The organism is Pseudomonas sp. NFACC10-1, from assembly GCF_900119195.1.
In the GTDB taxonomy this organism is placed as follows: domain Bacteria; phylum Pseudomonadota; class Gammaproteobacteria; order Pseudomonadales; family Pseudomonadaceae; genus Aquipseudomonas; species Aquipseudomonas cerasi.
This window is the reverse complement of record NZ_FPJB01000006.1, coordinates 73,329-100,244: the sequence shown is the minus strand read 5'-3', so window position 1 is coordinate 100,244 and position 26,916 is coordinate 73,329. Positions and strand designations below refer to the sequence as shown.

The 26,916-nt window shown below is 60.1% G+C and carries 24 protein-coding genes; 13 read left to right on the top strand and 11 right to left on the bottom strand.

All coding sequences use genetic code 11. The features are described 5' to 3' along the window. Position 1 precedes the first annotated feature (1 nt). Both BT119_RS17905 and BT119_RS17900 read left to right on the top strand, forming a co-directional pair. Positions 2-754, top strand: a complete 753-nt coding sequence (locus tag BT119_RS17905; RefSeq protein ID WP_003369267.1) for a GntR family transcriptional regulator — start codon at positions 2-4, stop codon at positions 752-754. Between the two features lies 1 nt (position 755). After that, complete coding sequence (locus BT119_RS17900; protein WP_003369265.1) at positions 756-1,319, top strand: NUDIX hydrolase; 564 nt, start codon at positions 756-758, stop codon at positions 1,317-1,319. A 32-nt stretch (positions 1,320-1,351) separates the two neighbouring features. Here BT119_RS17900 and BT119_RS17895 read toward each other — a convergent pair whose 3' ends face one another. Continuing rightward, a complete protein-coding gene (locus BT119_RS17895) occupies positions 1,352-1,642 on the bottom strand; it encodes a DUF1330 domain-containing protein (RefSeq protein WP_003434186.1) in 291 nt (96 codons plus the stop codon). A gap of 94 nt (positions 1,643-1,736) precedes the next feature. Between BT119_RS17895 and ribBA the strand changes: the two genes are divergently transcribed. The 5 genes from ribBA (at position 1,737) to BT119_RS17870 (ending at position 7,076) form a co-directional block, all read left to right on the top strand. Next, a complete protein-coding gene (gene ribBA / locus BT119_RS17890; RefSeq protein WP_058416163.1) occupies positions 1,737-2,846 on the top strand; it encodes a bifunctional 3,4-dihydroxy-2-butanone-4-phosphate synthase/GTP cyclohydrolase II in 1,110 nt (369 codons plus the stop codon). A 290-nt stretch (positions 2,847-3,136) separates the two neighbouring features. Beyond that, positions 3,137-4,162 (top strand): ABC transporter substrate-binding protein, encoded by a 1,026-nt coding sequence (locus BT119_RS17885; protein WP_058416162.1) that lies wholly within the window; start codon positions 3,137-3,139, stop codon positions 4,160-4,162. Further along, on the top strand, positions 4,147-5,103 hold the full coding sequence (locus tag BT119_RS17880; protein WP_072366517.1) for an ABC transporter permease: 957 nt from the start codon (positions 4,147-4,149) through the stop codon (positions 5,101-5,103). The genes BT119_RS17885 and BT119_RS17880 overlap by 16 nt, the downstream gene beginning before the upstream one ends. A 6-nt stretch (positions 5,104-5,109) precedes the next feature. Then, complete coding sequence (locus tag BT119_RS17875; protein WP_003369256.1) at positions 5,110-5,925, top strand: ABC transporter permease; 816 nt, start codon at positions 5,110-5,112, stop codon at positions 5,923-5,925. After that, a complete protein-coding gene (locus BT119_RS17870; protein ID WP_072366515.1) occupies positions 5,922-7,076 on the top strand; it encodes an ABC transporter ATP-binding protein in 1,155 nt (384 codons plus the stop codon). The genes BT119_RS17875 and BT119_RS17870 overlap by 4 nt, the downstream gene beginning before the upstream one ends. Before the next feature lie 16 nt (positions 7,077-7,092). On the opposite strand, the gene BT119_RS17865 is transcribed toward BT119_RS17870, so the two are convergent. Beyond that, on the bottom strand, positions 7,093-8,007 hold the full coding sequence (locus BT119_RS17865) for a LysR substrate-binding domain-containing protein (RefSeq protein ID WP_032609599.1): 915 nt from the start codon (positions 8,005-8,007) through the stop codon (positions 7,093-7,095). Between the two features lie 124 nt (positions 8,008-8,131). Here BT119_RS17865 and BT119_RS17860 point away from each other — a divergent pair, with 124 nt between their 5' ends. Further along, positions 8,132-9,226: a tartrate dehydrogenase gene (locus tag BT119_RS17860; RefSeq protein ID WP_175550591.1), complete on the top strand. Its 1,095-nt coding sequence runs from the start codon at positions 8,132-8,134 to the stop codon at positions 9,224-9,226. Here BT119_RS17860 and BT119_RS17855 read toward each other — a convergent pair. After that, entirely contained in the window at positions 9,223-10,098 is an 876-nt protein-coding gene (locus BT119_RS17855) for a putrescine utilization regulator PtrR (RefSeq protein WP_003434195.1), read from the bottom strand. The genes BT119_RS17860 and BT119_RS17855 overlap by 4 nt on opposite strands. Before the next feature lie 101 nt (positions 10,099-10,199). Here BT119_RS17855 and BT119_RS17850 point away from each other — a divergent pair, with 101 nt between their 5' ends. Next, complete coding sequence (locus BT119_RS17850; RefSeq protein ID WP_003434197.1) at positions 10,200-11,591, top strand: aldehyde dehydrogenase family protein; 1,392 nt, start codon at positions 10,200-10,202, stop codon at positions 11,589-11,591. Between the two features lie 397 nt (positions 11,592-11,988). On the opposite strand, the gene BT119_RS17845 is transcribed toward BT119_RS17850, so the two are convergent. Continuing rightward, positions 11,989-12,573: a flavin reductase family protein gene (locus tag BT119_RS17845; RefSeq protein WP_003369242.1), complete on the bottom strand. Its 585-nt coding sequence runs from the start codon at positions 12,571-12,573 to the stop codon at positions 11,989-11,991. Between the two features lie 140 nt (positions 12,574-12,713). Between BT119_RS17845 and BT119_RS17840 the strand changes: the two genes are divergently transcribed. Next, complete coding sequence (locus BT119_RS17840) at positions 12,714-13,337, top strand: nucleotidyltransferase family protein (protein ID WP_072366511.1); 624 nt, start codon at positions 12,714-12,716, stop codon at positions 13,335-13,337. On the opposite strand, the gene BT119_RS17835 is transcribed toward BT119_RS17840, so the two are convergent. The 4 genes from BT119_RS17835 to BT119_RS17820 are packed head-to-tail and all read right to left on the bottom strand — an operon-like array spanning position 13,318 to position 18,178. Next, positions 13,318-14,286: an XdhC family protein gene (locus BT119_RS17835; RefSeq protein WP_003434200.1), complete on the bottom strand. Its 969-nt coding sequence runs from the start codon at positions 14,284-14,286 to the stop codon at positions 13,318-13,320. The genes BT119_RS17840 and BT119_RS17835 overlap by 20 nt on opposite strands. A 2-nt stretch (positions 14,287-14,288) precedes the next feature. Further along, on the bottom strand, positions 14,289-16,505 hold the full coding sequence (locus BT119_RS17830; RefSeq protein WP_003434203.1) for a xanthine dehydrogenase family protein molybdopterin-binding subunit: 2,217 nt from the start codon (positions 16,503-16,505) through the stop codon (positions 14,289-14,291). 9 nt (positions 16,506-16,514) lie between these two features. After that, the gene (locus tag BT119_RS17825) at positions 16,515-17,498 is read right to left on the bottom strand and encodes an FAD binding domain-containing protein (RefSeq protein ID WP_003369235.1); all 984 of its coding nucleotides are present in this window, start codon (positions 17,496-17,498) and stop codon (positions 16,515-16,517) included. Continuing rightward, positions 17,498-18,178: a (2Fe-2S)-binding protein gene (locus BT119_RS17820; protein ID WP_003369233.1), complete on the bottom strand. Its 681-nt coding sequence runs from the start codon at positions 18,176-18,178 to the stop codon at positions 17,498-17,500. Before BT119_RS17820 ends, BT119_RS17825 begins: the two co-directional genes overlap by 1 nt. An 888-nt stretch (positions 18,179-19,066) precedes the next feature. Between BT119_RS17820 and mqo the strand changes: the two genes are divergently transcribed. From mqo to BT119_RS17805, 3 genes are all read left to right on the top strand, one after another. Then, the gene (gene mqo, locus BT119_RS17815) at positions 19,067-20,710 is read left to right on the top strand and encodes a malate dehydrogenase (quinone) (RefSeq protein ID WP_003369230.1); all 1,644 of its coding nucleotides are present in this window, start codon (positions 19,067-19,069) and stop codon (positions 20,708-20,710) included. A gap of 156 nt (positions 20,711-20,866) precedes the next feature. Beyond that, positions 20,867-21,103, top strand: a complete 237-nt coding sequence (locus tag BT119_RS17810) for a hypothetical protein (RefSeq protein WP_003369228.1) — start codon at positions 20,867-20,869, stop codon at positions 21,101-21,103. Positions 21,104-21,639: 536 nt separating this feature from the next. After that, entirely contained in the window at positions 21,640-22,017 is a 378-nt protein-coding gene (locus BT119_RS17805) for a response regulator (protein WP_003434210.1), read from the top strand. 59 nt (positions 22,018-22,076) lie between these two features. On the opposite strand, the gene BT119_RS17800 is transcribed toward BT119_RS17805, so the two are convergent. The 3 genes from BT119_RS17800 to BT119_RS17790 form a co-directional block, all read right to left on the bottom strand. Beyond that, positions 22,077-25,397 carry a type III effector HrpK domain-containing protein gene (locus BT119_RS17800; protein WP_058397004.1) on the bottom strand — a complete coding sequence of 1,107 codons (3,321 nt, stop codon included), beginning with the start codon at positions 25,395-25,397 and terminating at the stop codon, positions 22,077-22,079. Positions 25,398-25,645: 248 nt separating this feature from the next. After that, positions 25,646-26,380 carry a DUF72 domain-containing protein gene (locus tag BT119_RS17795; protein ID WP_058416156.1) on the bottom strand — a complete coding sequence of 245 codons (735 nt, stop codon included), beginning with the start codon at positions 26,378-26,380 and terminating at the stop codon, positions 25,646-25,648. Next, positions 26,377-26,808, bottom strand: coding sequence for a hypothetical protein (locus BT119_RS17790; RefSeq protein ID WP_060707697.1), 432 nt, complete (start codon positions 26,806-26,808; stop codon positions 26,377-26,379). The genes BT119_RS17795 and BT119_RS17790 overlap by 4 nt, the downstream gene beginning before the upstream one ends. Between the last annotated feature and the right edge of the window lie 108 nt (positions 26,809-26,916).

Sequence of the window (26,916 nt, the reverse complement as noted above, 5' to 3'; positions counted from 1 at the left end):
GATGAAACGCCTGCCTCTCGACGACACCTTCAAGGTCAACCGCAACCCCGTCACACTGCGCGAGATCGTGCTGGACAAGCTGCGCAGCGCAATCATGAACTTTCAACTGCTGCCGGGCGATCGTCTGGTCGAGCGTGATCTGTGTGACCGCCTCGGGGTAAGCCGCACGTCGGTTCGCGAAGCACTGCGCCACCTGGAATCCGAAGGCCTGGTGGAGTTCGCCGATGCCAAGGGCCCGCGTGTTGCAATCATCACGCTGGCTGATGCCTGCGATATCTACGAACTACGCTGCGTGCTGGAAGGCCTGATCGTTCAGCTGTTTACCCTGCGGGCCAAGCCCAAGGACATTCGCGCTCTGGAAAAAGCCCTGGAGGAAAATCGTCAGGCGCTCAAGGAAGGCGAACTGCAGCAGGTGATCGACTCGGTCCAGGGTTTCTACGATGTATTGCTGGAAGGCTCGGGCAACCATGTGGCCGCGACCCAGCTACGCCAGTTGCAGGCGCGCATCAGCTACCTGCGCGCCACCTCGGTATCCCAGGAAAATCGCCGCGGTGCCAGCAACAAGGAAATGGAGCTCATGGTCGAAGCGATCAAGAGCGGCGACCCGCTGGCCGCGCACCAGGCGTCGGTCGATCACGTACGCAACGCCGCACGTGTGGCGCTGGAATACCTCAAATCCAAGCAGGACGAAGACAGCAAAGTCCGTGACATCATCGCCCCCGTTGCGCTGAAAGAACCTCGCATAGGTCGCTGAAATGGCCACACCGCGCTTCTGTCCTCAATGCGGTAGCGCTGATCTGGCTCAGCGTGTCCCGTCTGGCGATACGCACGTGCGGCTGGTCTGTGGCGGCTGTCAGTATATTCACTACATCAACCCGAAGATCATCGCGGGTTGCATCATCGAGCAGGAAGGCAAGTACCTGCTTTGCCAGCGCGCCATCCCGCCGCGCCCGGGCACCTGGACACTGCCTGCCGGTTTCATGGAAAGCGGCGAAACCACCGAGCAGGCGGCGCTGCGTGAAGTCTGGGAAGAAACCGGTGTGCGCGCCGAGATCCTTTCGCCCTACTCTATCTTCAGCGTGCCGCGCATCAGCGAAGTCTACATTGTGTTCCGCGCCATCGCGCTGGAGGTGACCGGCCAGTTCGGCCCGGAAACCCTGGATTACAGATTCTTCGCCCCCGAAGACATCCCGTGGGACAGCATCTATTACCCCGCCATCCGCCAGATACTGGAACGCTATATCGAAGAACGTCAGGCGGGTGTCTACGGTATTTATATCGGTAACGACGACACCGGCAAGGTGCACTTTATCCGGTGAATGCCTGAAGCTTTCAGCTCGCAACTGAACGCTTAAAACTGCCCCTCGACGATCACGATCTCGGCCTTCGAAGCACCCTGCCTGTGGCTCATCGCATGCTGGTACTCGGGCGACCGATAACAGGCCAGCGCCTTCTCGTAGGATTCAAATTCGATAATCACCGTGCGCTGCGGCGTATCACGCCCTTCGAGCGCCTCGGAACGTCCGCCGCGCGCGAGGAACCTGCCACCAAACAGCTCGAAAGCCGCGGGGGCGCGCTGGGTGTATTCGCTGTACTGCTGAGGGTCGGTCACATCAACGTGTGCAATCCAATAGGCTTTCATCGCGGTCTCACTGTTTCATTGATAGGCAATCTGTGAAATATTCTGTCTTATGGTATACCACGATTCATCCACCCATAAAACCGGGAAACTGACTATGGCGTTCGATCGCATCGAAGACATCATCGAAGACTACCGCCAAGGCAAGATGGTGTTGCTGGTCGACGACGAAGACCGGGAAAACGAAGGCGATCTGCTATTGGCTGCCGATTGCTGTTCGCCACAGGCCATCAGCTTCATGGCCCGCGAAGCGCGCGGTCTGATCTGCCTGACGCTGACCGACGAACACTGCCAGCGTCTGGGCCTGGAACAGATGGTACCCAGCAACGGCAGCGTATTCGCCACCGCGTTCACGGTGTCCATCGAAGCGACCACAGGTGTGACCACCGGCATCAGCGCGGCAGATCGTGCGCGTACCGTTCAGGCTGCCGTCAACCCGCACGCAGTACCGGAAGACCTGGTGCAGCCGGGCCATATCTTTCCATTGCGCGCGCGTGACGGCGGCGTCCTGACCCGTGCCGGGCATACCGAAGCGGGCTGCGACCTGGCCCGGCTGGCCGGTTTCACGCCAGCGTCGGTCATCGTTGAAGTCATGAATGATGACGGCAGCATGGCCAGAAGACCTGACCTGGAAGTGTTTGCCAAAAAGCACGGCATCCGCATCGGCACCATCGCCGACCTGATCCATTACCGCCTGAGCACCGAACACACCATCGTCAGGATTGGCGAGCGCGAACTGCCGACCGTGCACGGCACCTTCCGTCTGTTCAGCTACGAAGACCGCATCGAAGGTGGCGTGCACATGGCCATGGTGATGGGCGACATCCGCCGTGACGCCGCCACGCTGGTGCGCGTGCATGTTGTCGACCCGCTGCGCGACCTGGTCGGTGCCGAATACAACGGCCCCGCCAACTGGACGCTTTGGGCCGCCCTGCAACGTATCGCTGAAGAAGGTCACGGCGTGGTGGTGGTGCTCGCCAACCACGAATCTTCCCAAGCGCTGCTGGAGCGCATTCCACAGCTCACCCAGCCGCCACGCCAATACACGCGTTCGCAATCACGTATTTATTCCGAGGTCGGTACGGGCGCACAGATCTTGCAGGATCTGGGCGTCGGCAAGCTGCGCCACCTCGGGCCGCCACTGAAATACGCAGGGTTGACTGGCTACGATCTGGAAGTGATTGAAAATATTCCGTTTCCCGGCTGAACAGGCAAACGCTTGGCGCGCGAGCCTGATAATCCACTGCCTTTAACCGAAGGCGCTGACCAAAAAAGCCACCGTGAAGGCGTTTTGACAGGGCAAAACGCTTGCAGAAAGTTTGGAATACCATAATATGACATTCCATAAATACAAGATCTGGTCAGACGCGCCCGGCGAGGGACAGCACTAATAACAGCACCTGACCTGTACAAGGTTTCAAGGCCCATTGGACCTACTGCTCCCGATTACGCGGGCAAGAAAAGCCCGCTCAAAACACAACAAATGAGGGCGTAAAAATGGTGTTGAACAAACGTGCAACAGCAGTCCTGGCCGCTGGCGTGCTGGCTTTCTCAAGTGTCGCCGCTACTGCCGCCGAGAGCGTCAACTTCGTGAGTTGGGGCGGCTCCACGCAGGACTTTCAGAAGGAGGCCTGGGCGGCACCGTTCAGCAAGGCCAGCGGCATCACCGTCGTGCAGGACGGTCCTACCGACTACGGCAAACTCAAGGCCATGGTCGAAAGCGGTAACGTGCAGTGGGACGTTGTCGATGTCGAAGCCGACTTCGCCCTGCGCGCCGCCAGTGAAGGCCTGCTGGAGCCTCTGGACTTCACCGCCATCAAACGCGACGAGATCGACAAACGTTTCGTGACTGACCACGGCGCCGGTTCGTTCTTCTTCTCCTTCGTGCTCGGCTACAACGAAAGCAAAGTCGGCGGTAAGGCGCCGGGTGACTGGGCCGCGATGTTCGACACCAAGACCTACCCTGGCAAGCGCGCGCTGTACAAGTGGCCAAGCCCCGGCGTGCTGGAACTGGCTCTGTTGGCCGATGGTGTAGCGCCTGACAAGCTTTACCCGCTGGACCTCGACCGCGCCTTCAAGAAACTCGACACCATCAAGAAGGACATCGTCTGGTGGGGCGGCGGTGCGCAGTCCCAGCAACTGCTGGCTTCCGGCGAAGTGTCGATGGGGCAGATGTGGAACGGCCGGGTCTACGCCCTGCAGCAGGATGGCGCGCCGGTGGGTGTGAGCTGGAAACAGAATCTGGTCATGGCTGACTTTCTGGTCGTACCCAAGGGCGCAAAGAACAAGGACGCTGCGATGAAATTCATCGCCAATGCAACCAGTGCCAAAGGCCAGGCGGACTTCTCCAATCTCAGTGCCTATGCCCCGGTCAATACCCAGAGCGTTGCGCGCCTGGACTCTACGCTGGCACCTAACCTGCCGACCGCGCACGTTGCCGATCAAATCACTCTCGACTTCGCATACTGGGCCAAGAACGGCGCTGATATTGCGACACGGTGGAACGAATGGCTGGTCAAGTAAAAATGACAGCGGTTGCTCCTCGTCAATCCATGCCGGCCGGGGGTGCTTCCAGCACCGCTGGCACGGCCAGCCAGAAGGCGCCGGGCATGCAGGCATCCCCTTCCCTCGCACAGCGCTGGCGTGGCAGCCGCAATCTGCTTCCGGCGCTGATCTTCCTCGGACTGTTCTTCTTCGCGCCGCTGATTGCCCTGCTGCTGCGGGGCGTGCTGGAACCGGTGCCGGGCCTTGGCAACTATGAGCAACTGTTTGCCAACTCGGCCTACTCGCGGGTGCTGCTCAATACCTTTTCCGTAGCCGGTCTGGTGACGCTGTTCAGCCTGCTGCTGGGCTTCCCGCTCGCCTGGGTGATCACCCTGGTGCCGCGCGGCTGGGGACGCTGGATTCTGAATATCGTGCTGTTGTCGATGTGGACCAGCCTGCTGGCCCGTACCTATTCGTGGCTGGTGCTGTTGCAGGCCTCAGGGGTCGTCAACAAGGCCTTGATGGCCATGGGCATCATCGATCAACCGCTGGAAATGGTGCACAACCTGACCGGTGTGGTGATCGGCATGAGCTACATCATGATTCCGTTCATCGTCCTGCCGCTGCAGGCGACCATGCAGGCCATCGATCCCATGGTACTGCAGGCGGGTTCGATCTGCGGCGCCAGCCCGTGGAGCAATTTCTTCAGAGTGTTCCTGCCACTGTGCCGTCCGGGGCTGTTTTCCGGAGGCCTGATGGTGTTTGTCATGTCGCTCGGTTATTACGTCACCCCGGCGCTGCTCGGCGGCGCGCAGAACATGATGCTGCCCGAATTCATCGTCCAGCAGGTGCAGTCGTTCCTCAACTGGGGGCTGGCCAGTGCCGCCGCTGCGTTGCTGGTGCTGATCACGCTGGTGCTGTTCTACTTCTACCTGAAGCTCCAGCCGGAATCACCGGTCGGCGCCAGCAATGCGAGGTAAACCGCCATGCTCCTGACACCCAATGCCATGAGCCCCGGCTTGCGTACGGGCCTGTACCTGACCACCGCCCTGATCGCGCTGTTCCTGTTGCTGCCGATCCTGTTCATCGTCCTGCTGTCGTTCGGTTCGTCGCAGTGGCTGGTGTTTCCGCCGCCCGGCTGGACGCTGAAGTGGTATCAGCAGTTTTTTTCCAATCCGGACTGGATGGCCGCGGCCATGTCCAGCTTCAAGGTCGCGATCCTGACCACCCTCGCCTCGGTGGCACTGGGCCTGCCCACTGCATTCGCACTGGTGCGTGGCCGGTTTCCGGGGCGTGACCTGCTGTACGGCATCTTCACACTGCCGATGATCGTGCCGCTGGTGATTATCGCCGTCGCGGTCTACGCGCTGTTTCTCAAGCTCGGCTACACCGGCACACTGTTTTCCTTCGTCGTCAGCCATGTGATCGTTGCCTTGCCGTTCACCATCATCTCGATCATCAATTCGTTGAAGCTGTTCGACCAGTCCATCGAGGATGCCGCAGTCATCTGCGGTGCCTCACGCTTGCAGGCCATCTACAAGGTGACCTTTCCCGGCATCCGGCCGGGCATGATGGCCGGTGCGCTGTTCGCGTTCCTGGTGTCGTGGGACGAGGTGGTCTTGAGCGTGATGATGGCCAGCCCTACCCTGCAAACCCTTCCCGTAAAAATGTGGACCACCCTGCGTCAGGACCTGACGCCAGTCATCGCCGTCGCCTCAACGCTGCTGATCGCCCTGTCGGTGCTGATCATGTTCATCGCCGCGACCCTGCGTCGCCGCAACGAAGCCAGGAGTACTTCATGAGTGCCTTGATCAAAGACCCCGCCCATCAGCGACAGAACACACTCGTCAGCCTGTGTAATCTGAACAAGCACTACGGAAGTTTCGCCGCCGTCGACGACATTTCCCTGGACATCCAGGACGGCGAATTCCTGACCTTCCTGGGCTCCAGCGGCTCGGGAAAAAGCACCACGCTGTCGATGCTCGCCGGCTTCGAAACGCCCAGCTCGGGCGAGATTCTGGTGGGCGGCAAATCGCTGGTGAATGTGCCGCCGCACAAACGCGACATCGGTATGGTATTTCAGCGCTACTCGCTGTTCCCGCACCTGTCGGTCCGCGACAACATTGCCTTCCCGCTGGCGATCCGCAAGTTGCCTGCGGCCGAACGCGAGAAGAAAGTCGATGCGATGCTCAAGCTGGTTCAGCTGGAAGCCTTCGCTCATCGTCGCCCGTCGCAACTGTCAGGCGGCCAGCAGCAACGGGTCGCCATCGCCAGGGCGCTGGTTTACGAGCCGCGCATCCTGCTGATGGACGAGCCTCTGGGCGCACTGGACAAGAAGCTGCGTGAAGACTTGCAGGACGAACTGCGTCAGTTGCATCGCCGGCTGGGCATCACCATCGTTTACGTGACCCATGACCAGGAAGAAGCCATGCGCCTGTCACAGCGCATCGCCATTTTCAGCCATGGCAAGATCGTCGGTCTGGGCTCGGGCTATGACCTGTACCAGGATCCACCGAATGCCTTCGTCGCCTCGTTTCTCGGCAACTCGAACTTCCTCAGGCTCAAGGCTCAGGGCAATGCCGTGGCGACGTTCGAGGGCAGCACACTGGCGATTCGCCTCACCGCAGGGCTGAAGACCGATCAGGACGTGCTGCTGATGGTGCGCCCGGAGAAAGCCCAGGCGCTGAGCGTGTCCCAGGCTGTGGCCATGCCACTCGAAGCAGGCTGGAACGAGGTGAGCGCCACGGTCCATGAAGTGCTGTTCCTTGGCGAGAGCCAGACGTGCTCGGTAGTCACTGCCGGAGGTACGGCCATGACGGTCAAGGCGCTTTCCGCGAACGGCATGTCGCTCAAGGCCGGCGACCCAGTGCACGTGCGCTGGGCCGCCGCAGACGCATGCATCTACACCGAGTGGACCGAAAGCGACCTGAACAAGGCGGCCGGCACCCACTGACAGTGCGTGGCGTGTCTCAGTGGTTGACCGGCGAAGGATGCAGGGCAAGGTAGTCGCGCAGAAACTCCACCGTGACGCGGACCTTGGCCGAACTCATCAGCGGCGAGGTATGCACCGCCCAGATGTCTGCATCCTGACGGTAATCCGGCAACACCTGAACCAGCCGGCCCTCGGCCAGGTCAGTGCGCACATCCCACAGCGAACGCAGCAATACCCCGCGTCCGTCCAGGCACCACTGGCGGGCGATTTCGCCGTGGTTGGTGGACAGGCTGCCGGTCACCTTGACGGTTTCGGCACCCTGCGGCCCGTTGAGGTGCCAGATGCCGAACGGCCGGTCGCGCTCCTTGATCACCAGGCAATCGTGATTGGCCAGTTCGCCAAGATTGAGCGGCGTGCCATGAAGGTTGAGGTAGCCGGGGCTCGCGCACAGAACCCGCCAGTTGCTGGCCAGATGCCTGGCGCGCAAGTGCGGAGCGATTTCGTTGCCGACGCGGATATCCAGATCGACGCCCTCCTCGATCAGATCGACCAGCCGGTCCTGAATGTCCAGACGGATATCCAGCTTCGGATAACGCGCGGCCAATTCCGACAACGCCGGCGCGACGAAACGACGGCCAAAGCCCTGGCTGCTGACCACGCGCAACAAGCCACTCGGTTCGCCATGCAGTGCCGCCACTTGGTCGCCCATCTGCTGCACTGAGTCGAGCATACCCCTGGCCCACTCGTAGACGCGCTCGCCATCTTCGGTAATCGACACCTGCCGGGTCGAGCGGTGCAGCAACACCACGCCCATGCCCTGCTCCAGCAAACGGATGCGCTTGCTGACGTAGGCAGCGGACATGCCCAGCTCATCCGCAGCCCCGACGAAGCTTGAGCGCCGGGCCACATGAACGAACACATTCAAATCATCGAGACTGGGGTATTTATTCACGATTCGTGTTTTCTCAGTCCATTAATAAGCTGATTATCTTTGTATCGTGTGCTTATAGCATGGATGGCCTGTGCAACTCATTCATCGCACACCCGTAATGGATCGATTCAGAGAGAGCGCCACCATGAACAACAAGAAACTGCGTATCGCTGCCATCGCCGGTGACGGCATCGGCCTGGAAGTGCTGCCCGAAGGGGTACGTGTGGTGCAGGCCGCTACCGCGCGGCACGGGCTGGACCTGGAGTTCGAATACTTCGAATGGGCCAGCTGCGATTACTACCTGAAGCACGGCAAGATGATGCCGGACGACTGGTTCGAACAGCTCAAAGGCTTTGACTCGATCTTCTTCGGCGCAGTCGGCTGGCCGGAAAAGGTGCCGGATCACATCTCACTGTGGGGCTCGCTGCTCAAGTTTCGTCGCGAATTCGATCAGTACGCGAATATCCGTCCGGTGCGGCTGTTTCCCGGCGTCCCCTGCCCGCTGGCCCATCGTAAACCGGGCGACATCGACTTTGTCGTGGTCCGGGAAAACACCGAAGGTGAATACTCGTCGCTGGGCGGGATCATGTTCGAAAATACCGACAACGAATTCGTGTTGCAGGAATCGGTGTTCACCCGTCGCGGCGTCGACCGCATTCTCAAATTCGCCTTCGAGATGGCCAGCAAACGCGAGCGCAAGCACGTTACCTCGGCGACCAAATCCAACGGCATGGCCATCAGCATGCCGTATTGGGACAAGCGCACCGAAGCGATGGCCAGCCAGTACCCCGGCATCAGTTGGGACAAGCAACACATCGACATTCTCTGCGCACGTTTCGTGCTGCAACCCGAGCGCTTCGACGTGGTAGTGGCGTCCAATCTGTTCGGCGACATCCTCAGCGACCTCGGCCCGGCCTGCGCAGGCACCATCGGCATCGCGCCGTCAGCCAACCTCAACCCCGAGCGTCACTTCCCGTCGCTGTTCGAACCGGTTCACGGCTCGGCCCCGGACATCTTCGGCCAGAACATCGCCAACCCGATCGCCATGATCTGGTCGGGTGCGCTCATGCTCGAATTCCTCGGCCAGGGCGATCAACGCTTCACCGCGGCCCATGACGAAATCATCACCGCCATCGAGCAAGTGATCGCCAACGGCGACGTCACGCCGGATCTGGGCGGCACGCTTTCGACTCAAAAAGTCGGTGCGGCGATTGCCGAGCGGGTTTGTGCAGGCCGTTAAACGCTCGCTGGCTCGTTGCGCTGTTCCAGCAACTCGACGAAGCGAGTCAGGCTGCGTGACACCGTGCCGCGGCGCCAGATCAGCCAGGTCTGCAGGTAGCGAAACTTCTCGGACAGCGGCCAGATACTGACCGTGGCGCAGCCGGGCATGCTATCCAGCATGCTGCGCGGCATCAGCGCCAGCCCGGCACCGGCGCTGACGCAGGCGAGCATGCCGTGGTAGGACTCCATTTCATGGATCTTGCCCGGCACTGCCGCGTCATCGGTGAACCAGCGTTCAAAGTGATGGCGGTACGAGCAGTTGGCACGAAACGCATAGATACTCTCTCCGCTGACATCCCGCCCGCGCTTGACCGGCGCATGATTGAGCGGCGCAATGATGACCATTTCCTCTTCGAAGACCGGCACGCCGTCAAGCGATGGATGCTGAACTGGCCCGTCGACGAACGCAGCGACCAGTCGACCGGCCAGCACGCCGTCGATCATGGTTCCGGACGGGCCTGTGGACAGGTCCAGCTCGACCTTGGCGTTCTGCTGGTTGTAGGCGGCCAGCAGCGCAGGAATCCTGACCGCAGCCGTGCTTTCCAGCGAGCCCAGTGCAAAAGGCCCCTGTGGCTCCTCACCGGAAACGGCGGAACGCGCTTCCTGCACCAGATCCAGGATGCGTCGCGTGTAGTCGAGAAAATTCCAGCCTGCGGGAGACAGACGCAAGCGGTGCTTCTCGCGAATGAACAGGTCGACGCCCAGATCCTGCTCCAGTTGCTTGATGCGCGTGGTCAGGTTCGAGGGCACCCGGTGGATGTGCTGCGCGGCGGCACTGATACTGCCGTGTTCAGCCACTGCCTTGAAGATCTCCAGCTGAACCAGATCCATATCATTCTCCAAACATGAACGTTACGATCATTATTATTCAGTTTTACAAAGCATTGCACGCCTATATGCTGGTCCCACTTCCACCTCAACAGGATGGCGCAATGACTACTGTCACCAGCAACACCCATGCAATCTCGATCAACCCTGCCACCGGCGAGCAGATCGGCCACTATGCCTTCGAATCCGCCGCCGCGCTGGATCAAAGCCTGTCGCGCGCCGCGGCCGGTTTTGCCGGCTGGAAGCGCACGCCGGTTCAGCAACGTGCGCAACTGATCATCGCCATGGGTCAGGCCCTGCGTGATGACGTCGACAACATTGCACGCATGATCAGTCAGGAAATGGGCAAGCCCGTCGCTCAGGCCCGAGGCGAGGTCGAAAAATGCGCGCAGCTGTGCGACTGGTACGCGGCACAAGGCCCGGCGATGCTGGTGGCCGAAGCAACTCAGGTCGAGAATGACAAGGCGCGGATCGAGTACCGTCCGCTGGGCCCGATTCTCGCAGTGATGCCATGGAATTTCCCGATCTGGCAAGTGCTGCGCGGCGCGATTCCGACCCTGCTGGCCGGCAATACTTACGTGCTCAAGCACGCGCCCAACGTAATGGGCTGCGCTTACCTGATGCTCGACGCGTTCAAGCGTGCCGGTTTTCCGGAGGGTGTGTTCGAGGTCATCAACGTGACCCCGGAAGGCGTTTCAAGCGCCATTGCCGACCCGCGCATCGCAGCCGTCACCCTGACCGGCAGCGTGCGTGCTGGCCAGGCCATCGGTGCCCAGGCCGGTGCGGCATTGAAGAAATGCGTGCTGGAACTGGGCGGTTCCGACCCGTTCATCGTGCTCAATGACGCGGACCTGGATCAGGCGGTGAAGGCGGCGGTGATTGGCCGCTTCCAGAACACCGGGCAGGTCTGTGCAGCGGCCAAGCGCCTGATCATCGAGCAAGGCGTGGTCGAGGAGTTCACCCGCAGGTTCGTCGAGCAAACGCGTCAACTGGTGACAGGCGATCCTCTTTCCAGCGAAACCTACATTGGCCCCATGGCGCGCTTCGATCTGCGCGACGAGCTGGATGCCCAGGTGCAGGACACGCTCGCCGAAGGCGCCACGCTGTTGCTGGGCGGCAAAAAGGCTGAAGGCCAGGGCAATTATTATCAGCCGACCGTGCTCGGTAACGTCACCGATAAGATGACTTCGTTCCGGCAGGAGCTGTTCGGCCCGGTAGCGTCGATCATCACCGCCAGAGACGCGCAGCATGCCCTGGAGCTAGCCAATGACAGCGACTTCGGCCTGACCGCGACGGTTTATACCCGCGACCTGCAGCTGGCCGAGCGCATGACCGAGGAACTGGAAACCGGCGGTGTGTTCATCAACGGCTACAGCGCTTCAGACCCGCGCGTGACCTTCGGCGGCGTGAAGAAAAGCGGTTTTGGCCGTGAGCTGTCGCACTTCGGTGTACGCGAATTCTGCAATGCGCAGACCGTGTGGCGGGATCGTCACTGAGGGTTCAGCAGGTACACAGCTGTTACCGGAGTGACCGGGGCGGCGATCCGCGTTGCTCGCGAAGGCCGCTGAATGTCTGCTGATCAGTCAGTCCGCCTTCGCGAGCAAGCTCGCTCCCACGGAGGCGGTGTGTGCTTGCTCATGACAAGGCTGGTGCAGCCGCTGACTATTTGCGGAGCAGTCAGTCCGCCTTCGCGAGCAAGCTCGCTCCCACGGAGGCAGTGTGTGCTTGCTCATGAAAAGGCTGGTGCAGCCGCTGACTATTTGCGGAGCAGTCAGTCCGCTTTCGCGAGCAAGCTTGCTCCCACGGGAACGATGAGTGTGCTTGTGTGGGAGTGAGCTTGCTCACGAAGAAGCCTTTACGGCCAGTGGAGATCGTCAGGGCCAGACATCGCGATCATTCCTCGCCCGTTTCCACCACCGCAGGCTCACCAATCGTGTAGAAATGCCCGCCCGCGACGTAATGCAGGCTGCGCCATTTCGGGTCGGCCTTTTCGAATTCCCAGTGTCCGTCGTTGAACACACGGGTATCGGCCCAGGCACCCACCACTTCACCAATGAACAGGTCATAGGTCTGTTGATTGTGCGGCTCGGGAATGACCTTGCAGATCAGCCACGCCGAGCAGCCTGCGACCAGCGGCGAGTCGTGGCCGTCGATGCGGAACAGGTCCACATTGGCCTTGTCCAGCTTGTCCGGGGTAAAGACCTTGCTCTGGGTGCCGACGTCGAAGGTCATCTGCAATTGATCCAGATTGGGCACCTGCAGGGCAAAGTAGCCACTCTTCTCAACCAGCTCGCGGGTCTTGGTCATCTTGTCGATGACCAGCGTCACTTTCGGCGGCGAGAAGTCCAGCGCACAGGCCCAGGCCGCAGCCATGACGTTATGCGTGCCCTCGTGGCTGGATGAGACCAGCACGGTCGGGCCGTGGTTGAGCAAACGGTAGGCTTTTTCCAGATCGACAGGACGAATATGATTGTCCACTTGAAACCCTCGAAAACATGATTCGTGCCGCTACCGGCAAGGCAGCGAAATAAGGCATTGTGCGTGCATCAGCAGAACTGCAGGGTGCGACGGGCAAGCCGCGTGCGCCCTCTCCTTTCACCCACTCATAAGGTTTCGGATTGAGCAGCATAGACAGCCAGATCCCAGAAGTGTTCGCCCTGGTCCTAGCAGCGGGGCGCAGCAGACGCTTTGCCGGTGACAAACGGCAGGCGCTTCTACCTTGCGGGCGGACCCTACTCACGGCAAGCCTGGAAAACGCGCAAAACGCATTCGGCAAAACGGCGGTGGTAGTGCGCCCTGATGACCAGGCGGATGCGCTGGGGATTGCCTCGAACGTCACGATCATCCGCAGCGAACAGGCCGAACTGGGGATGGGCCACAGCCTGGCGAGCGCCGTTGCGGCAGTGATGGACTCCTTTGCCGATGCGGTTGCCATTGTTCTCGCGGACATGCCCTGGGTACAGCCGCAGACCCTGCATGACCTGGCCAGAATGGCCGATTCCCAGCGCATCGTCCTGCCCATGCACAAGGGCCAGCGCGGCCACCCGGTGATTATTGGCCGCCGGTTCTGGCCAGCGCTGCTCAAGCTGGAAGGCGATCAGGGCGCGAAAGCACTGATCATCGATAACCCCGAGGCATGTGACGTACTGCACTGCGATGACCCTGGCATCCTGCATGACGCCGACACCCCGTCAGCGCTGGCAGAAGCCTGCCGGCAACACCTTACACCTCGGCACGACTGACACCGTTGGCCACCCGCAGGATATCGGCCATTACCGCAATGGCGATCTCGGAAGGGGTCTTGCTGCCCAGGTTCAGGCCGATGGGCGCGTGAATCCGGTCCAGGACCTGAGCGTCCAGCCCGCCAATCCGCCCCAGACGCTCCAGACGTTTGCTGCTGGTGCGCATCGAACCCATCGCGCCTATGTAAAACGCCTCGGTACGGACCGCCTCGAGCATGCTCAGATCGTCCAGCTTCGGATCATGCGTCAGAGCAAGAACGGCCGTCGAACTGTGGCAGCCGCCCTCGGCAATGAACACCGCAGGCAGCACGCCACGCACCTCGACACCCGGCATCGAGAACCCGGAAGTGACCTCGACACGAGGGTCACAAACGATCACCTCATACCCCATCGCAACGGCAAAACTGGCGCAGAACTCGGCCACCGGCGACAGTCCGGCGAGCAGCACGCGGTACACCGCACCCATGCGGATGCTGATCCGCTCACCGTCGACCTGTACGCGTGACTCGCCCATCGTCGCAGGCCCGATCTCCCTCTGCACGCCGCCCAGTTGCACCTGCCTGCTGACCAGCTCGCGACCGGCCAGCGCCTGCTCGATGGCCGCCAGATGAGCATCGGCTTCAGGGCCTGGGGCAATGAACTCGATCAACACATCCAGCACACCACCGCACGGCAAGGCCCGCGTCGGCGCGAAGCCGCCGTCGCCGTAACGAACCACCTGATTGACCGGCTCGAACTGGCTGGCAGCAACGCGCTCGAGAAAATCCTCTTCCACGCAGCCACCTGACAGAGAGCCGCGATGCTCGCCGCTGCCCAGCGCCACCAGCATCGCCCCCGGCCCGCGCGGGGCCGAGCCGAATGTGGAAAGAACCGTACACAGCCAGACGGCCTTGCCGCCGGCCAGCCAGTCACGCGCCTGTTGTACAACCTGCAAATCAAGCTGTTTCATGACTACAACCCTGCCATCAGTTTTTCCTTGCTGATCGGCAGGCTGCGTACCCGTTTGCCCGTCGCGTGATACACCGCATTGGCCACTGCCGCCGCCAGCCCGGTCACACCAATCTCGCCGATACCACGTGCGCCGAATTCACCCAGGTTGTAATCCGGATAATCGAGCAGCAGGACGTCGATGTCCGGCTGATCCGCATGCACCGGCACCACGTACTCGGCATAGTTGTTATTGACCGGCATGCCGCTACGCGGATCGTATTCACCGGCCTCGAACAAGGCCATACCGATGCCCATCACAATTGCGCCTTCCACCTGATTGCGTGCTGCCAGCGGGTTGACCACTTTGCCCACGTCAATGGCACTGACCACCCGCGAGACGCGCAGGCTGGAAATGCCCGGATCCCAGCGCACCTCGACAAAATGCACACCGAACGAGCGGAACGAGTACTTGCCCGCTTCAGGCATGCCGCTCTGGAAGGTGCCCTCGGCACGCGACAGGCGCTGACCGTTCAGCACATCGACGAAGCTCGCACGCTGCTCACCCATGACCAGTTGACCGTTCTCGACCTTGATCGATTCGGCGTCCTGTCCGGCGAACACTGCATCCTTGCTGACGGCGTACTGGCGCAGCTTCTGCAACGCTTCGCGGGTGGCACCGGCGATCGCCGGCATGACGCTGGCGGTGACCCAAGAGCCGCCGGATACCGGGCCTGCCGGGAACGACGAGCTGCCCAGTTCCACCTCGACGCGCTCCATGGGAATGCCGGTCAACTGGCTGACGGTCTGCGCGACGATGGTGTAAGTGCCGGTACCGATGTCCTGCAAGCCGCACTGAGCCAGGGCCGTGCCATCGGAACGCAGAATGACCCGCGCATCGGTAGGCACCTGATAGGCTTCCCAATTGCAGGCGCCCATGCCGTAACCAATGATTTCATCGCCTTCGCGCATCGAACCGACTTCAGCCTTGCGCGCGTGCCAGCCAAACCGTTCGGCGGCCTTGTCAATGGCTTCAGGCAAGTGATTACTGGACCACGGCAGGCCCGCGCTCTGATCCTTGTCAGAGAGGTTCAGCTTGCGGAATGCCAGAGGGTCCATGCCACTGGCCAGGGCCATTTCATCAATGGCCGACTCCAGTGCAAACAGGCCCGGGGCCGCGCCCGGCGCGCGCATGGAGGTCGGCGTGCCGCGGTTGATGGGGCTGATCTTGTGGCTGACCAGCACGTTATCGCAGGCATACAGGCTTTTGGTCACGCCACCGCAGTTTTCGGTGTAGTCATCGAGCATCGAGGTGTTGTTGAACGACTCGTGACGAATCGATACCAGCTTGCCGCTCGCATCGGTGGCCAGACGCAGGCGCTGGCGAGTTTCCGGACGGTGCCCCACCGTGGTGAACATCTGCGCACGCGGCAGCACTAGCTGCACCGGTCGCCCGGTGACTTTCGCAGCGGCGCACGCTGCGACCGAATGCGGCCACGGCCACAGCTTGCCGCCAAAGCCCGAGCCTATGAAGGGCGCGCGTACTTCCACCCGGTCGGGGGAAAGGTCAAAGACGTTGGCCAGCAGGTTGCGGTGGTTGACCACGCCCTGGGTGCTTTCATAGACAAACAGCTTGCCGTCCTGCCACCACGCGGTGCTGGCGTGCATTTCCATCGGGTTGTGCACTTCGACCGGCGTGGTGTAGGTCTGATCGACTTTCACTTTTGCACCGTCGAAGGCGCTGTCCGGGTTGCCCCGATTGTGCCCTGCGCCACCATCGCGGGCGCCGTTGACGCGCATACCTTCGTCAAGGTCCTTGACCGCTGGACGCTCGTCATAATCAACCGTCACGCGATAGGCCGCCGCCCTCGCCTGCTCGAAGCTTTCGGCCACCACCAGAGCGACAAACTGGCCAGGGTAATAGACCCGGTCATCCTCGAACGGCAGGCGATGCTCGTCGGCCTTGCTGGCCGAAAGCATCTTGGCGAAGCTCAGCTTGGTGTTCGGAGTACGGTGCAACGAGGGGAAGTTGTCGTGGTGAAAGATATCGACCACGCCAGGCATCGCCTTGGCCTGCTGATCCTTTATCGCCACCACGCGCCCGTTGGCGATGGTGCTGTAGACGCCATAGGCGTAAAGCATCTTGCCCATCGGATGGTCCGCGGCATAGCGCGCCTGACCACTGACTTTCTTGCCGCCGTCGATACGACGCTGCGGCACACCAATGATGTTTTCACTCATGAGAAATTCCTAGGCCGTGAGGTCACGAAGGTTGCGGACGATGACCTGCTGTCCCAGCGGGATCTTGAAGGCGTTGTGTTCATAGCCCCGCGAGCCCTTCATCGCTACCGCTGCGACCTGCGCAAAGGTATCCAGGTCGGCACGCTGACCGATCAGCGCACGTTCGGCGTCCAGGGCACGCCACGGCTTGGTGCCCACGCCGCCCAGTGCAATGCGCGCATCGGTAATGCGCTTGCCGTCCATCACTAGAATCACGGCGCTGGACGCCAGGGCGAACTGGTACGAAGTACGGTCGCGCAGCTTCAGATAAGACGAGCGGCTGCCTGACAGCGGGGCGTCGAGTGTCACATGGGTGATGAGCTCATGGGGCGCCAGCGCGTGTTCGCGCTCTGGCGTATCACCAGGCAGCAAATGAAAGTCAGCGAACGGGATATCCCGCGAGCCATTGGCGCCCTGAACGGTAATCTGCCCGCCGATGGCCGCCATGCCGACACACATGTCTGACGGATGCGTGGCAATGCAGTGCTCGCTGGTGCCCAGCACTGCGTGCACACTTCGGTTCATCCCGCCGATGGCTGCACACCCGGAGCCCGGCTGGCGCTTGTTACAGGCTGAAATACCATCGCGAAAATACGGGCAGCGCACACGCTGCATGAGATTGCCGGCGGTGGTCGCCTTGTTGCGCAATTGAGTCGACGCACCGGCAAGGATCGCTTCGGACAGAACCGGGTAGCGCTGCTGCACCAGCGGGTGGCTCGCCAGGTCGGTATTGCTGACCAGCGCACCGATGCGCAGACGGCCATCCGGCAGCGACTCGACCTGCTTCAACGCCAGATGATTGATGTCCACCAGCTGCTGCGGTTGCATCACGTCGAGCTTGACCAGATCCAGCAGCGTGGTGCCACCAGCCAGATAGAAGCGTTGCCCCTCACCGGACGCTGTGCTGAAAGCCTGCGCGGGCGAAGCGGCACGAGCGTAGTCGAAAGTTCGCATCAGGCAGCACCTCCCATTTTCGAGCGCGCAGATTGCACGGCAGACAGAATGTTCTTGTAGGCACCGCAACGGCAGATATTGCCGCTCATGGCTTCTCTGACGCTGGCGTCGTCGGACGGAATGTTCGGGTCCTTGAGAATCGCGACCGCGCTCATGATCTGTCCGGAGGTGCAATAACCACACTGGTAGGCGTCGTGTTCCCAGAACGCTTCCTGTACCGGGTGCAGCTTGCCGTCCTCTGCCAGCCCTTCGATGGTGGTAATGCTGTCGCCCTGATGCTGAACGGCGATGGACAGACAGGAGTTGATCGCCAGCCCGTTGACCAGCAGCGTGCAGGCGCCGCACTGGCCGTGGTCACAGCCCTTCTTGGTGCCGGTCAGTTGCAGGCGGTCACGCAGCACATCGAGCAGAACGGCATTGGCCGGCACGTTCAGGGTATGAACCTGGCCATTGACCTTCAACTGGATGCGCTGCTCACCCGCTGCGGGCGCGTCACTGTCTTCGACCACGGGGGCCGCAGGTGCCAAAGGCGCCGCCTGCAGCAGGCCGTCGGAGGGGATCCAGGTAGACAGCGTGGCCGCAGCAATGCCGGAGGCACCGAACTTCAGAAAGTTTCGGCGTGAGGGCTGCACGGCGCTGCTGTCGACAGCAGTTTCCTTGTGCTTCTTGGGTTCGGTCATCAGGATCACTCGGTAATAGCCGGCGCTGCTGTAAAGCGCCGGGCGTTATGGTGTGGTCAGCGGCCCGGGCGTACTCCTGCTCACTGACGTGCTGCCTTTATTTTCAGGGGGTAATCAAAGCCAAAACGCTATCACCCGTTATAAGTGTTTAACTGGTCTGCGCTTCTAAAGTTCCAACTGTTTGACGGACGTCTGTATCCGAACATTGCGACCACAGGCATGGCAGCCGTATACGGACCCTAACAGGAGGTCGAAGCGCTGATTAGTCAGGCAGATCCACACGCTGTTATGAGCCTGGCTCATGAATGCCAACGGCCGCATGAGCGCACTTTTCGGGGAGAGTTTCAGATCGAGTGAGGGCCATGTCCGCCTGACGGCTAAAGACCCGGGCGAAAAAGCCGATACAGATAGGCAGTGGAAGGCTGTGAAGTGTCTAAATCAAGGCATTCGTGGCTAATTTGATGATGGCATCTCGCAACGGGGGGGCACATTATGCGAAAATACCGCGTCTTTGCCGGTATGCCACCGAGAGTGTGTCGCAGTACGCGTACATAAAATTGCGCGTCGAGTGTGCCTCTATGCTCCGATGCGGCGTCTCAGACTCCGTGAACAGGCTGACCAGGTGTGTCTTCGCAAGTCGCTCAGGGGCAAGACCCTCGGGCATCGCAGCGCACCAACAGAGCAAATGTCACTCATGACGCTGAATCCAATGATGATAAGAAGTCAGCGCAGCAGGACATAAATTGAGGTCTCGAGCGGTATTATATTGGCCTTGTATGTCCACCTCTAGTCCCTGTGGGTGCGAGTGTTTGTCGCAGGCTTCAATGCATGTGACGAGCCGTTTCCCAGGAGTAGTCGGCGGATGGCGTTTATCAGATGGATGACAGAATGTTTAAAAAAGTGAACACGGCCCTCCTGGGTCTGGCCATTTCCATGGGCCTGATGCCCGTGCAGGCGGCTGAAACCAAGAAAGTCGACGTACTGCTCGTCGGCGGCGGCATCATGAGTGCCACCCTCGCCGTCTGGCTCAACGAGCTGGAGCCGAGCTGGTCGATGGAAATGGTCGAGCGTCTCGACGGCGTCGCCGAAGAAAGCTCCAACGGCTGGAACAACGCCGGTACAGGTCACTCGGCTCTCGCCGAACTGAACTACACCCCTGAAGACAAGAACGGCAACGTCGACATCTCCAAGGCCATCGAGATCAACGAAGCGTTCCAGATCTCCCGTCAGTTCTGGTCCTGGCAAGTCAAGACCGGCGTCCTGAAAGACCCGCGCTCGTTCATCAACTCCACTCCGCACATGAGCTTCGTGTGGGGCGACAACAACATCCAGTTCCTGCGCAAGCGTTACGCAGCATTGCAAGCCAGCCCGTTGTTCAGCGGCATGCAGTACTCCGAAGACCACGAGCAGATCAAGAAGTGGGTCCCGTTGATGATGGAAGGTCGTGACCCGGCGCAGAAGCTGGCCGTGACCTGGAGCCCGATCGGCACCGACGTCAACTTCGGCGAGATCACCCGCCAGTTCGTCGCCAATCTGAAAGCCAAGCAGAATTTCAATCTGCAGTTGTCGAGCGAAGTCGAAGACATCAATCACAACGACGACGGCACCTGGCGCGTCAAGTACAAGAACCTGAAAGACGGTACTGTCACCGAGACCGACACCAAGTTCCTGTTCATCGGTGCCGGCGGTGCAGCCCTGCATCTGCTGCAGGAATCCGGTATTCCTGAAGCCAAGGAATACGGCGGCTTCCCGGTCGGCGGTTCGTGGCTTGTCACTGACAACCAGACCCTGGCCATGCAGCATATGGGCAAGGCCTACGGTATCGCGTCGACTGGCGCGCCACCCATGTCGGTTCCGCACCTGGACACCCGTGTTCTGGATGGCAAGCGCGTGATCCTGTTTGGCCCATTCGCAACCTTCTCGACCAAGTTCCTGAAAAACGGTTCCTATTTCGACCTGCTGACCAGCACCACCACGCATAACGTGTGGCCAATGACTCGCGTCGGTATCGAACAGTACCCGCTGATCGAATACCTCGCTGGTCAGGTGATGATGTCTGACGACGATCGCTTCGCTGCCCTGCAGCAGTACTTCCCGAACGCCAAGAAAGAAGACTGGCGCCTGATGCAAGCCGGTCAGCGCGTACAGATCATCAAGCGTGACGAAGAGAAAGGCGGCGTCCTGAAGCTGGGTACCGAAATCGTTGCTTCCAAGGACGGCAGCATTGCCGGCCTGCTGGGTGCTTCGCCAGGTGCCTCGACTGCAGCGCCGATCATGCTGGGCGTGCTTGAGAAAGTCTTCAAGGACAAGGTAGCGACTCCGGAATGGCAGGCAAAACTGCACCAGATCGTGCCTAGCTACGGCACCAAGCTGAACAACAATCCGGACCGTGTTGCCGAGGAATGGGCTTACACATCCGAAGTTCTGCAGCTGACACCGCCACCACCGGTGAACAAGACAGGTAATACTCCAACACCTGCACCTGCTGCCCAGCCAGCGAAAAGCAATCCAGCCAGTGACATGGCGCTCTAAGGCTTTCACAGCTTGAGCAAAGCCCCGCCAGACCTTGTCTGGCGGGGCTTTTTTTTGCACGCCGTTGCGCGGGCAATCCCTGCCCACACGAAAACAGGTCGAACTCTTCGCGTCGTTCGTTCCTCCAACCAGAACGACACACACCGAGGAACTGCAATGAGCACGCATACCGACAAGCCTTCCAGCCACACGCCTGAACAGTCCGCGCCGACGACAGACCAGTCCGGCAAGCCGGTCGATGTGGTGCACAAGGACATTGCACACGAGAACCCCGCCACCGAAGGCGTGGACAAGGTCATTACCCCGACTTCCATCAAGGAAAAAGAGCAGGATGCCGAAACGCTTCGTGCTAAAAACCGTGAGCTTGAGCGCAAGCTGAATGGCCAGGGCTGATTGCCCAAGCGGGCCTATAGCAACCCAGTATTTGCCGATAACTCGCTAAAAAACGGCAGGCAGGGCCTTAAAGGCCCACACCTGCCAACTTGCAGGCATTTCCCCGCCATCGTCAGTTAAAGCTACGCGTCCAACGGGCACCTGTTATGGTGACCCACTTCCTTCCATCTCTGGCTTGTATCAGCAGAGCGCGTCATCCAGGTCTCCACGCCGCACTTTCGCGGCAACCCCGCATTTTCTTGCGCTGTCCATCCGGGCCGCTGGCCGCCCAAATTCCCGCTGCGGCCGACAGAAAACATCTGAATCGCGTTCAGCCTCGAACGACTGCACTTCGTATCAAGCAGCGGCTGGCTGTTCCCGGTTGAAAAACCCTATGGAAGGAAACAGGCGGTTGCAACCACCGTAAAAGTTGGCCTGCGCTTGATACGCCGCAACATCGAGCGAGAACTCAAAGGCCAGGCCGACATTCAGCTCGCCCTCACAGGGATCATCTGGTCAATGCTGATTCCCTGGCCAGACAAACCGGAAAGCCACTTATGAGCTCAGAATCGGAAGACCAGACCTCGCTCCCCAAAGTACTGTTGGTAGAAGACGAGACCATGCTCGCCACGTTGATGGAGATGATGCTCGATGACCTGGGTTTCGCGACCGCCTACCACGCCAGCACGCTGAACGAAGGCATTGAATATGCGCGTAACGGCGAGTACGACCTGGCCATCCTGGATATCAACATTATCGGCGGAGACTCGTTCCCGATAGCCGCAGCCATTGCCGATCGCGGCATACCCTTCATGTTTTGCTCGGGGTACGGGCGGCTGGGGATACCTGACGCGTGGCTCGACCGGCGATGCGTCGCCAAACCGTTCAGTGCCGAGCAACTGAGCCAGGCTTTGAGTGAGCTGCTTGAGACCTGACTCGCTACGTCGATCGGCGTCAGAAAGCAGGCCGGGGCGCTCCGGCCTGACCACTCCGATTATGAAGCGATGGTGGTTTCTTCCGGCCCCGGCCACTCGCTGTCCGGCACGTCCATGAGGGTGCCGTTCTTGACTCCATCGATCTCGTACTGGGTCAGGTAGTCCCTGAGGTGATCGGAAAACCGGTCGACACGGGTCTCCTGTTTGCCCTCCTCGATCATGCCGGGAATCAGCAGCGCCACAGCGCCCACCCCGGCGGCGGCCAGTCCCAGAGTGCCGGCCAGCAACGGCAAGGCGCGCACCACACTGCCCGTCAACTGCAGGACGCCTGCTGCGCCCTCTGCCGCTGATGCCAGACCGGCCATCGCGCCCAGGGACCCGGCCGTGATGCTCATACCGCCGGCGACCAGCTCGCCTCTCCTGATCGATTTCACACCGTCAAAGATGCCATAGGCCCCTGCGGCCACTCCGGCCAGGCCACCCAGCCCTTTGGCAGCGTTTTCCAGTTTCGACAGGTTGGTGGTTATTTCCTTGTAGATGTCCGGCTCGAGCATATCCTTGATGTCCTTGAACATCGTGGTGACATTCTTGACGCCGCCCTCGGTCAGCAAGGTAGCGCTTTGCACCGAACCTGTGGTGATGTCGACGATCTGCCGATCAGTCAGCGCCCCCGCGCCATTTGCCCCCTTGGCGATGGTGATGCCGGCCATGAACAGACCGCTGACACCATGCAGGACTCCGGCACCGGAAGCAGCCTTGATCGAAGAGTTGTCACTGAACAGGCCCAGTTCGGAAATGGACTTGGTGCCCTGACGCAACAGATCCCAATTCCCTCGGAATACGCCCAGAATCTGGTCGGACGTGGCCGGCTTGCCGTCGGCATTGGTCAGCAACTCGGGGTTGCTTTCACTGATCTGGTCGATCAGCGACCTGACTTTCGCTTCGTCCAGTGTATCGCCGCCATCCTTGCCAAAAGCCTTCTTCAGATCCTCGAAACTGGCGTCCTTGAAGACGTTGTTCTGGGCAATGGCGGTGTAGTTTTCAGTCAGCTTGTCGTCGTATTTCCCTGTGAACTCCGGGTTCAGCGCAGCGTTATACATCGCCACTTCCATGCTGAACTGGCTGGTTGCCACTTCGAAGCTTTCAGTCTTCAACAACTCGTTGAGTCGCTCGCCCGAGACCAGCGTTTTCTCGTAGAACGATTCGAAATCCTTATTGTGCGCCGACTTTTGCACGGCCTTTTGAATTTCACCCGGATCACTCAAACTCAGAGATTCCTGAACGCTTTGAGCCGAGCTGTAGAACCGGGCCAGAGCCGTCTGCTGATCGGTCTTGCCGTCCTTGGTGTTGGCGTCCCACAGCTTGTCGAGGGCCTTGCCGGTCTTGATGTCATTGTCGTAAGTGCCTTGCAAGGCGCTTTTCAGCGCGTCGCTGCCCTCCAGCACCTTGCTCAATTCGCTGGTCGCATTGTCGTTGTAGAACGTGACCACCTCGGGGTCCTTTTCGAGCAACGAGATATGCTCGTTGACGTCATCGAGCAGCTTTTGCGGGTCGGGATGACTGCCTACGTTGTTGGCAATCTGCACCTGAGACTTGTCGTCCTTCCACATCCCCGCACCGCTGCCCTCGACAATCAGGCTCTGGGCCGCCTTGAGTTCCTGCAGGACTGCGGCCTTCTGCTCTGCGGTGTAGTTCTGCGGATGCTCGAACACATCCTTGTCGAGCGCGTCGGTGTTGACCTTGTTGAGCAGATTGCCCTCTGCAACGGCTTCCAGCAGCGTGCCCACGGCACCGACGTCTTTTGGCGCGCTATTCTTGAGGAAAGCCTGAATGTCACCACGGCTGGCCTTGCCATCGGTGCCTTGCTCGAGCGGGCTTTTGGCATTATCGAGCAGCGCAAAGGCGCCGGGTTGCGACCAGAAATCCAGCGCTTCCCTGACTTCCTTGCCGAGCTGCGGATGCGTGTCCCGGTAGGTCGCCAGCGCCTCGGCGGTCAGGTCCGCAGAACCGGTCTTGCCCTTGATCGCGTCATGGTTCTCGTCGAGGATTGCTGCATAGCGGGCGATTTGCTTCGAGGCCTCATCAGCATCGGGGCTGGCTTTCAGAAAGTCCTTGTAACTGCTGATGTCTTCGGTCTTTTTCAGCGCCGGCAGTGCATCGAAGCCCAGTTTGCCGAAGTCCTGCAAGCGTCCAGCCTCGGTGCCATGCTTCGCTTCGGCGCCTTTGGTGAAGCCGTCGACTCGACTGTTGAACACATCGCCCCCAGACTGAATCTCACCCTTCTCGTTGTACATCGTCACCCGGTCGAGCACTTGGACCGCGCGAAAGGCAGCATTGGCGTCCTTTTCGAAATCTCCGACGCGTTCCTTGAGCATGTCCTTGACGCCGCTCTGATTGCCGAGATCCCTGAGCAACGGATTGGCGTCGATGATCTCTTGTGCCGAGCGCGTGTCGTCCTTGGGTAGCTCCCACAGAAAGCCCAGTTTTTCGGCCTGTTCGCGGGCCTGGGTGTTGTCGCCAGCCGCCGAAATATTGCTCAATTGACCCGAGAGGCTGGAGAAACCGTGCTTGCCAAAATCCTGCAGACGACCGGCTTCGGTGCCGTTACGGGCTTCGCCGCTTTTGGTGAAACCATTGATCCTGCCGTTGGCCACGTCACTGCCGACAATTCGTCCTCCACTGCTATCGAACTGTTCGATATGGGCCAGCACCTGAGTGGCTCGATAGGCTGCATCTGCGTCGGTATCGAAGTCGCCGACCTGCTCTTTGAGCATGTCCCTGACGTCACTCTGATTGCCCAGGTTTTTGAGCAAAGGGTCACCGTCGACGATACTTCTGGCGTCCCTTTCATCGCCCTTCGGCCGCTCCCACTGAATCCCGAGCTGCTCGGCCTGTTCGCGAACCGCAGGGTCATCGGCTGGCGATCTGATTTCGTGCAGTTTGCCCTTGAGGCTCGAGAAACCGTCCTTGCCGAAATCCTTCAGACGACCGGCCTCCGTGCCGTGCCGGGCATCGCTGCTGCTGGTGTAGCCGTCGATACGATTGTTACCGATGTCCTTGCCGGCCAGACGGTCACCGTTGGCGTCGAAGGTTTCAATGTGTTCGAGCAATTGCACGGCTCGAAACGCGGCACTTGAGTCCTTGGTGTAGTCACCGACCTGAGCAATCAGGTTTTCCCTGGCTTCCCTCCGGTCACCTCGCCCGCCGAGGTTTTTCAGCAGTGGGCTATCGTCGATGATCTGCTGAGCGGAGCGTTTGTCATCGGCAGGCAGTTGCCACTCGATACCCACCTCACGTGATTGCTGTACCGCCTGTTCCCAGGCTTTGGCATCGGTAGGATCGGTGGGTTTTTCAGTGCTGATCTTGCTAACAGTCGTCATTGTTATTTCCTTCCATTGGCCACCCGACATTCCATGGCGTTACAACGCCGCTCGTGCAGGCAGCGCGCGCCGCTACGGATTGGTCTGGTGCGAGACGGGCCTTTGCAGGCAGAGGCACGGAGCCTGGATAACTGTCAGGCGTCCGCTATCAATTACGATTAGAAAGACTTTGCATTAAGAAGGGATGACATCGCCGCGCAACTTGCCGTACACCAGACGACCGGATACGGCGCAGGAAAGAGGCGAACTTATCGTGCGCGGCTCAGCGTCTGAAGTAACAGGGCATCTTCGATTGCCGCACCGCTGGCCGTGTTATCGAATATGCACCATGTTTCGACGCCCTCTTCCACCGACGCCAGCGCCTGCCGGCCCAGAAACTCCAGCCGTTGAGGGCCGTAGGCACTGTGGTAAATCTTCGGTGAGCCGTGCAGCCGCCAGTAGCGGGCGCCTGGCCATCCGCCAGGAACATGGCCCGCGCTGATCGGCGAAGGATCGGCTGCGACTCGTGCAATACGCTGATCGACCAGAAGTGCCTCGGCCTGGCACCAGGATTCATGACGCGGCTCAAGAACAAGTGTGCCGCTGTAACGACTGCGCAGCGCTTTAAAAAAGCGTTCTGCGACATCCGGAATATAGTCAAGAGAAGGCGGTAGTTGAATAAGCAGGCAACCCAGTTTTTCACCCAGCTCACTGCACTGGGAAAGAAACACATCCAGTAACACTTCAGTATCCTGCAACCGTTGATCATGAGTAATCAGTTTGGGGATCTTTACCGAAAAGCGAAAATCGTCAGGCACTGACTGTGCCCAGCGCCTGTAAGTCTGCGGACGGTGTGTCCTGTAGAACGAACTATTGATTTCAACGGTGTTGAAGCGTGACGAATAACGTTGCAAATGAGTTCCGGCAGCGGAAAATTCAGCACAGTGCTCGCGCCCCAGACTCCAGCCCGCACAGCCTGTACGCAATGATAACGGGGTGTTCAATACAGCACCTTGCCGGCTTCACGCATGAATATCTCCACAGTCTTGGGGCCAATGCCGTTGAAGGCTGCCAGACGTTTCTCGAAGTCTGCGCGGTCTTCGCTCGCCTCGTGGAGATTGCCGATCGTGCCCGCGTAGTCAGCGTTGAGCCCGGCACACAGCGCCAGCAGTCTATCGGCCGTGGACTCGTCATAGCGCACGTAATGCGCTTCGCCGAGCATGCTGACCACCTCGCGATGGCTGCATTGGCCCAGTTTGCGTGGCGTGTCGCGGTCATGCTTTTCGATGATGACCCGGTACGCCTCACAGGCGATGGCCGACTGAATTCGCTTGCCCATCAGAAAACTTGCAATGAGCCACTTGAACAAGGCTTTTTCCCGGTCCTTGTCAAAGTCGATATGCAACTCTGCAGCATTGACGGTTCGATTCATGAGGTTCTCTGCAAGTGGACATACCGGTCGCATTAGTTCTGCAACCGTCATCTAAACGACCGTTCGGGCAAATGGCGTGTTGACAAAAAATCGTTACAAGTCGACCAA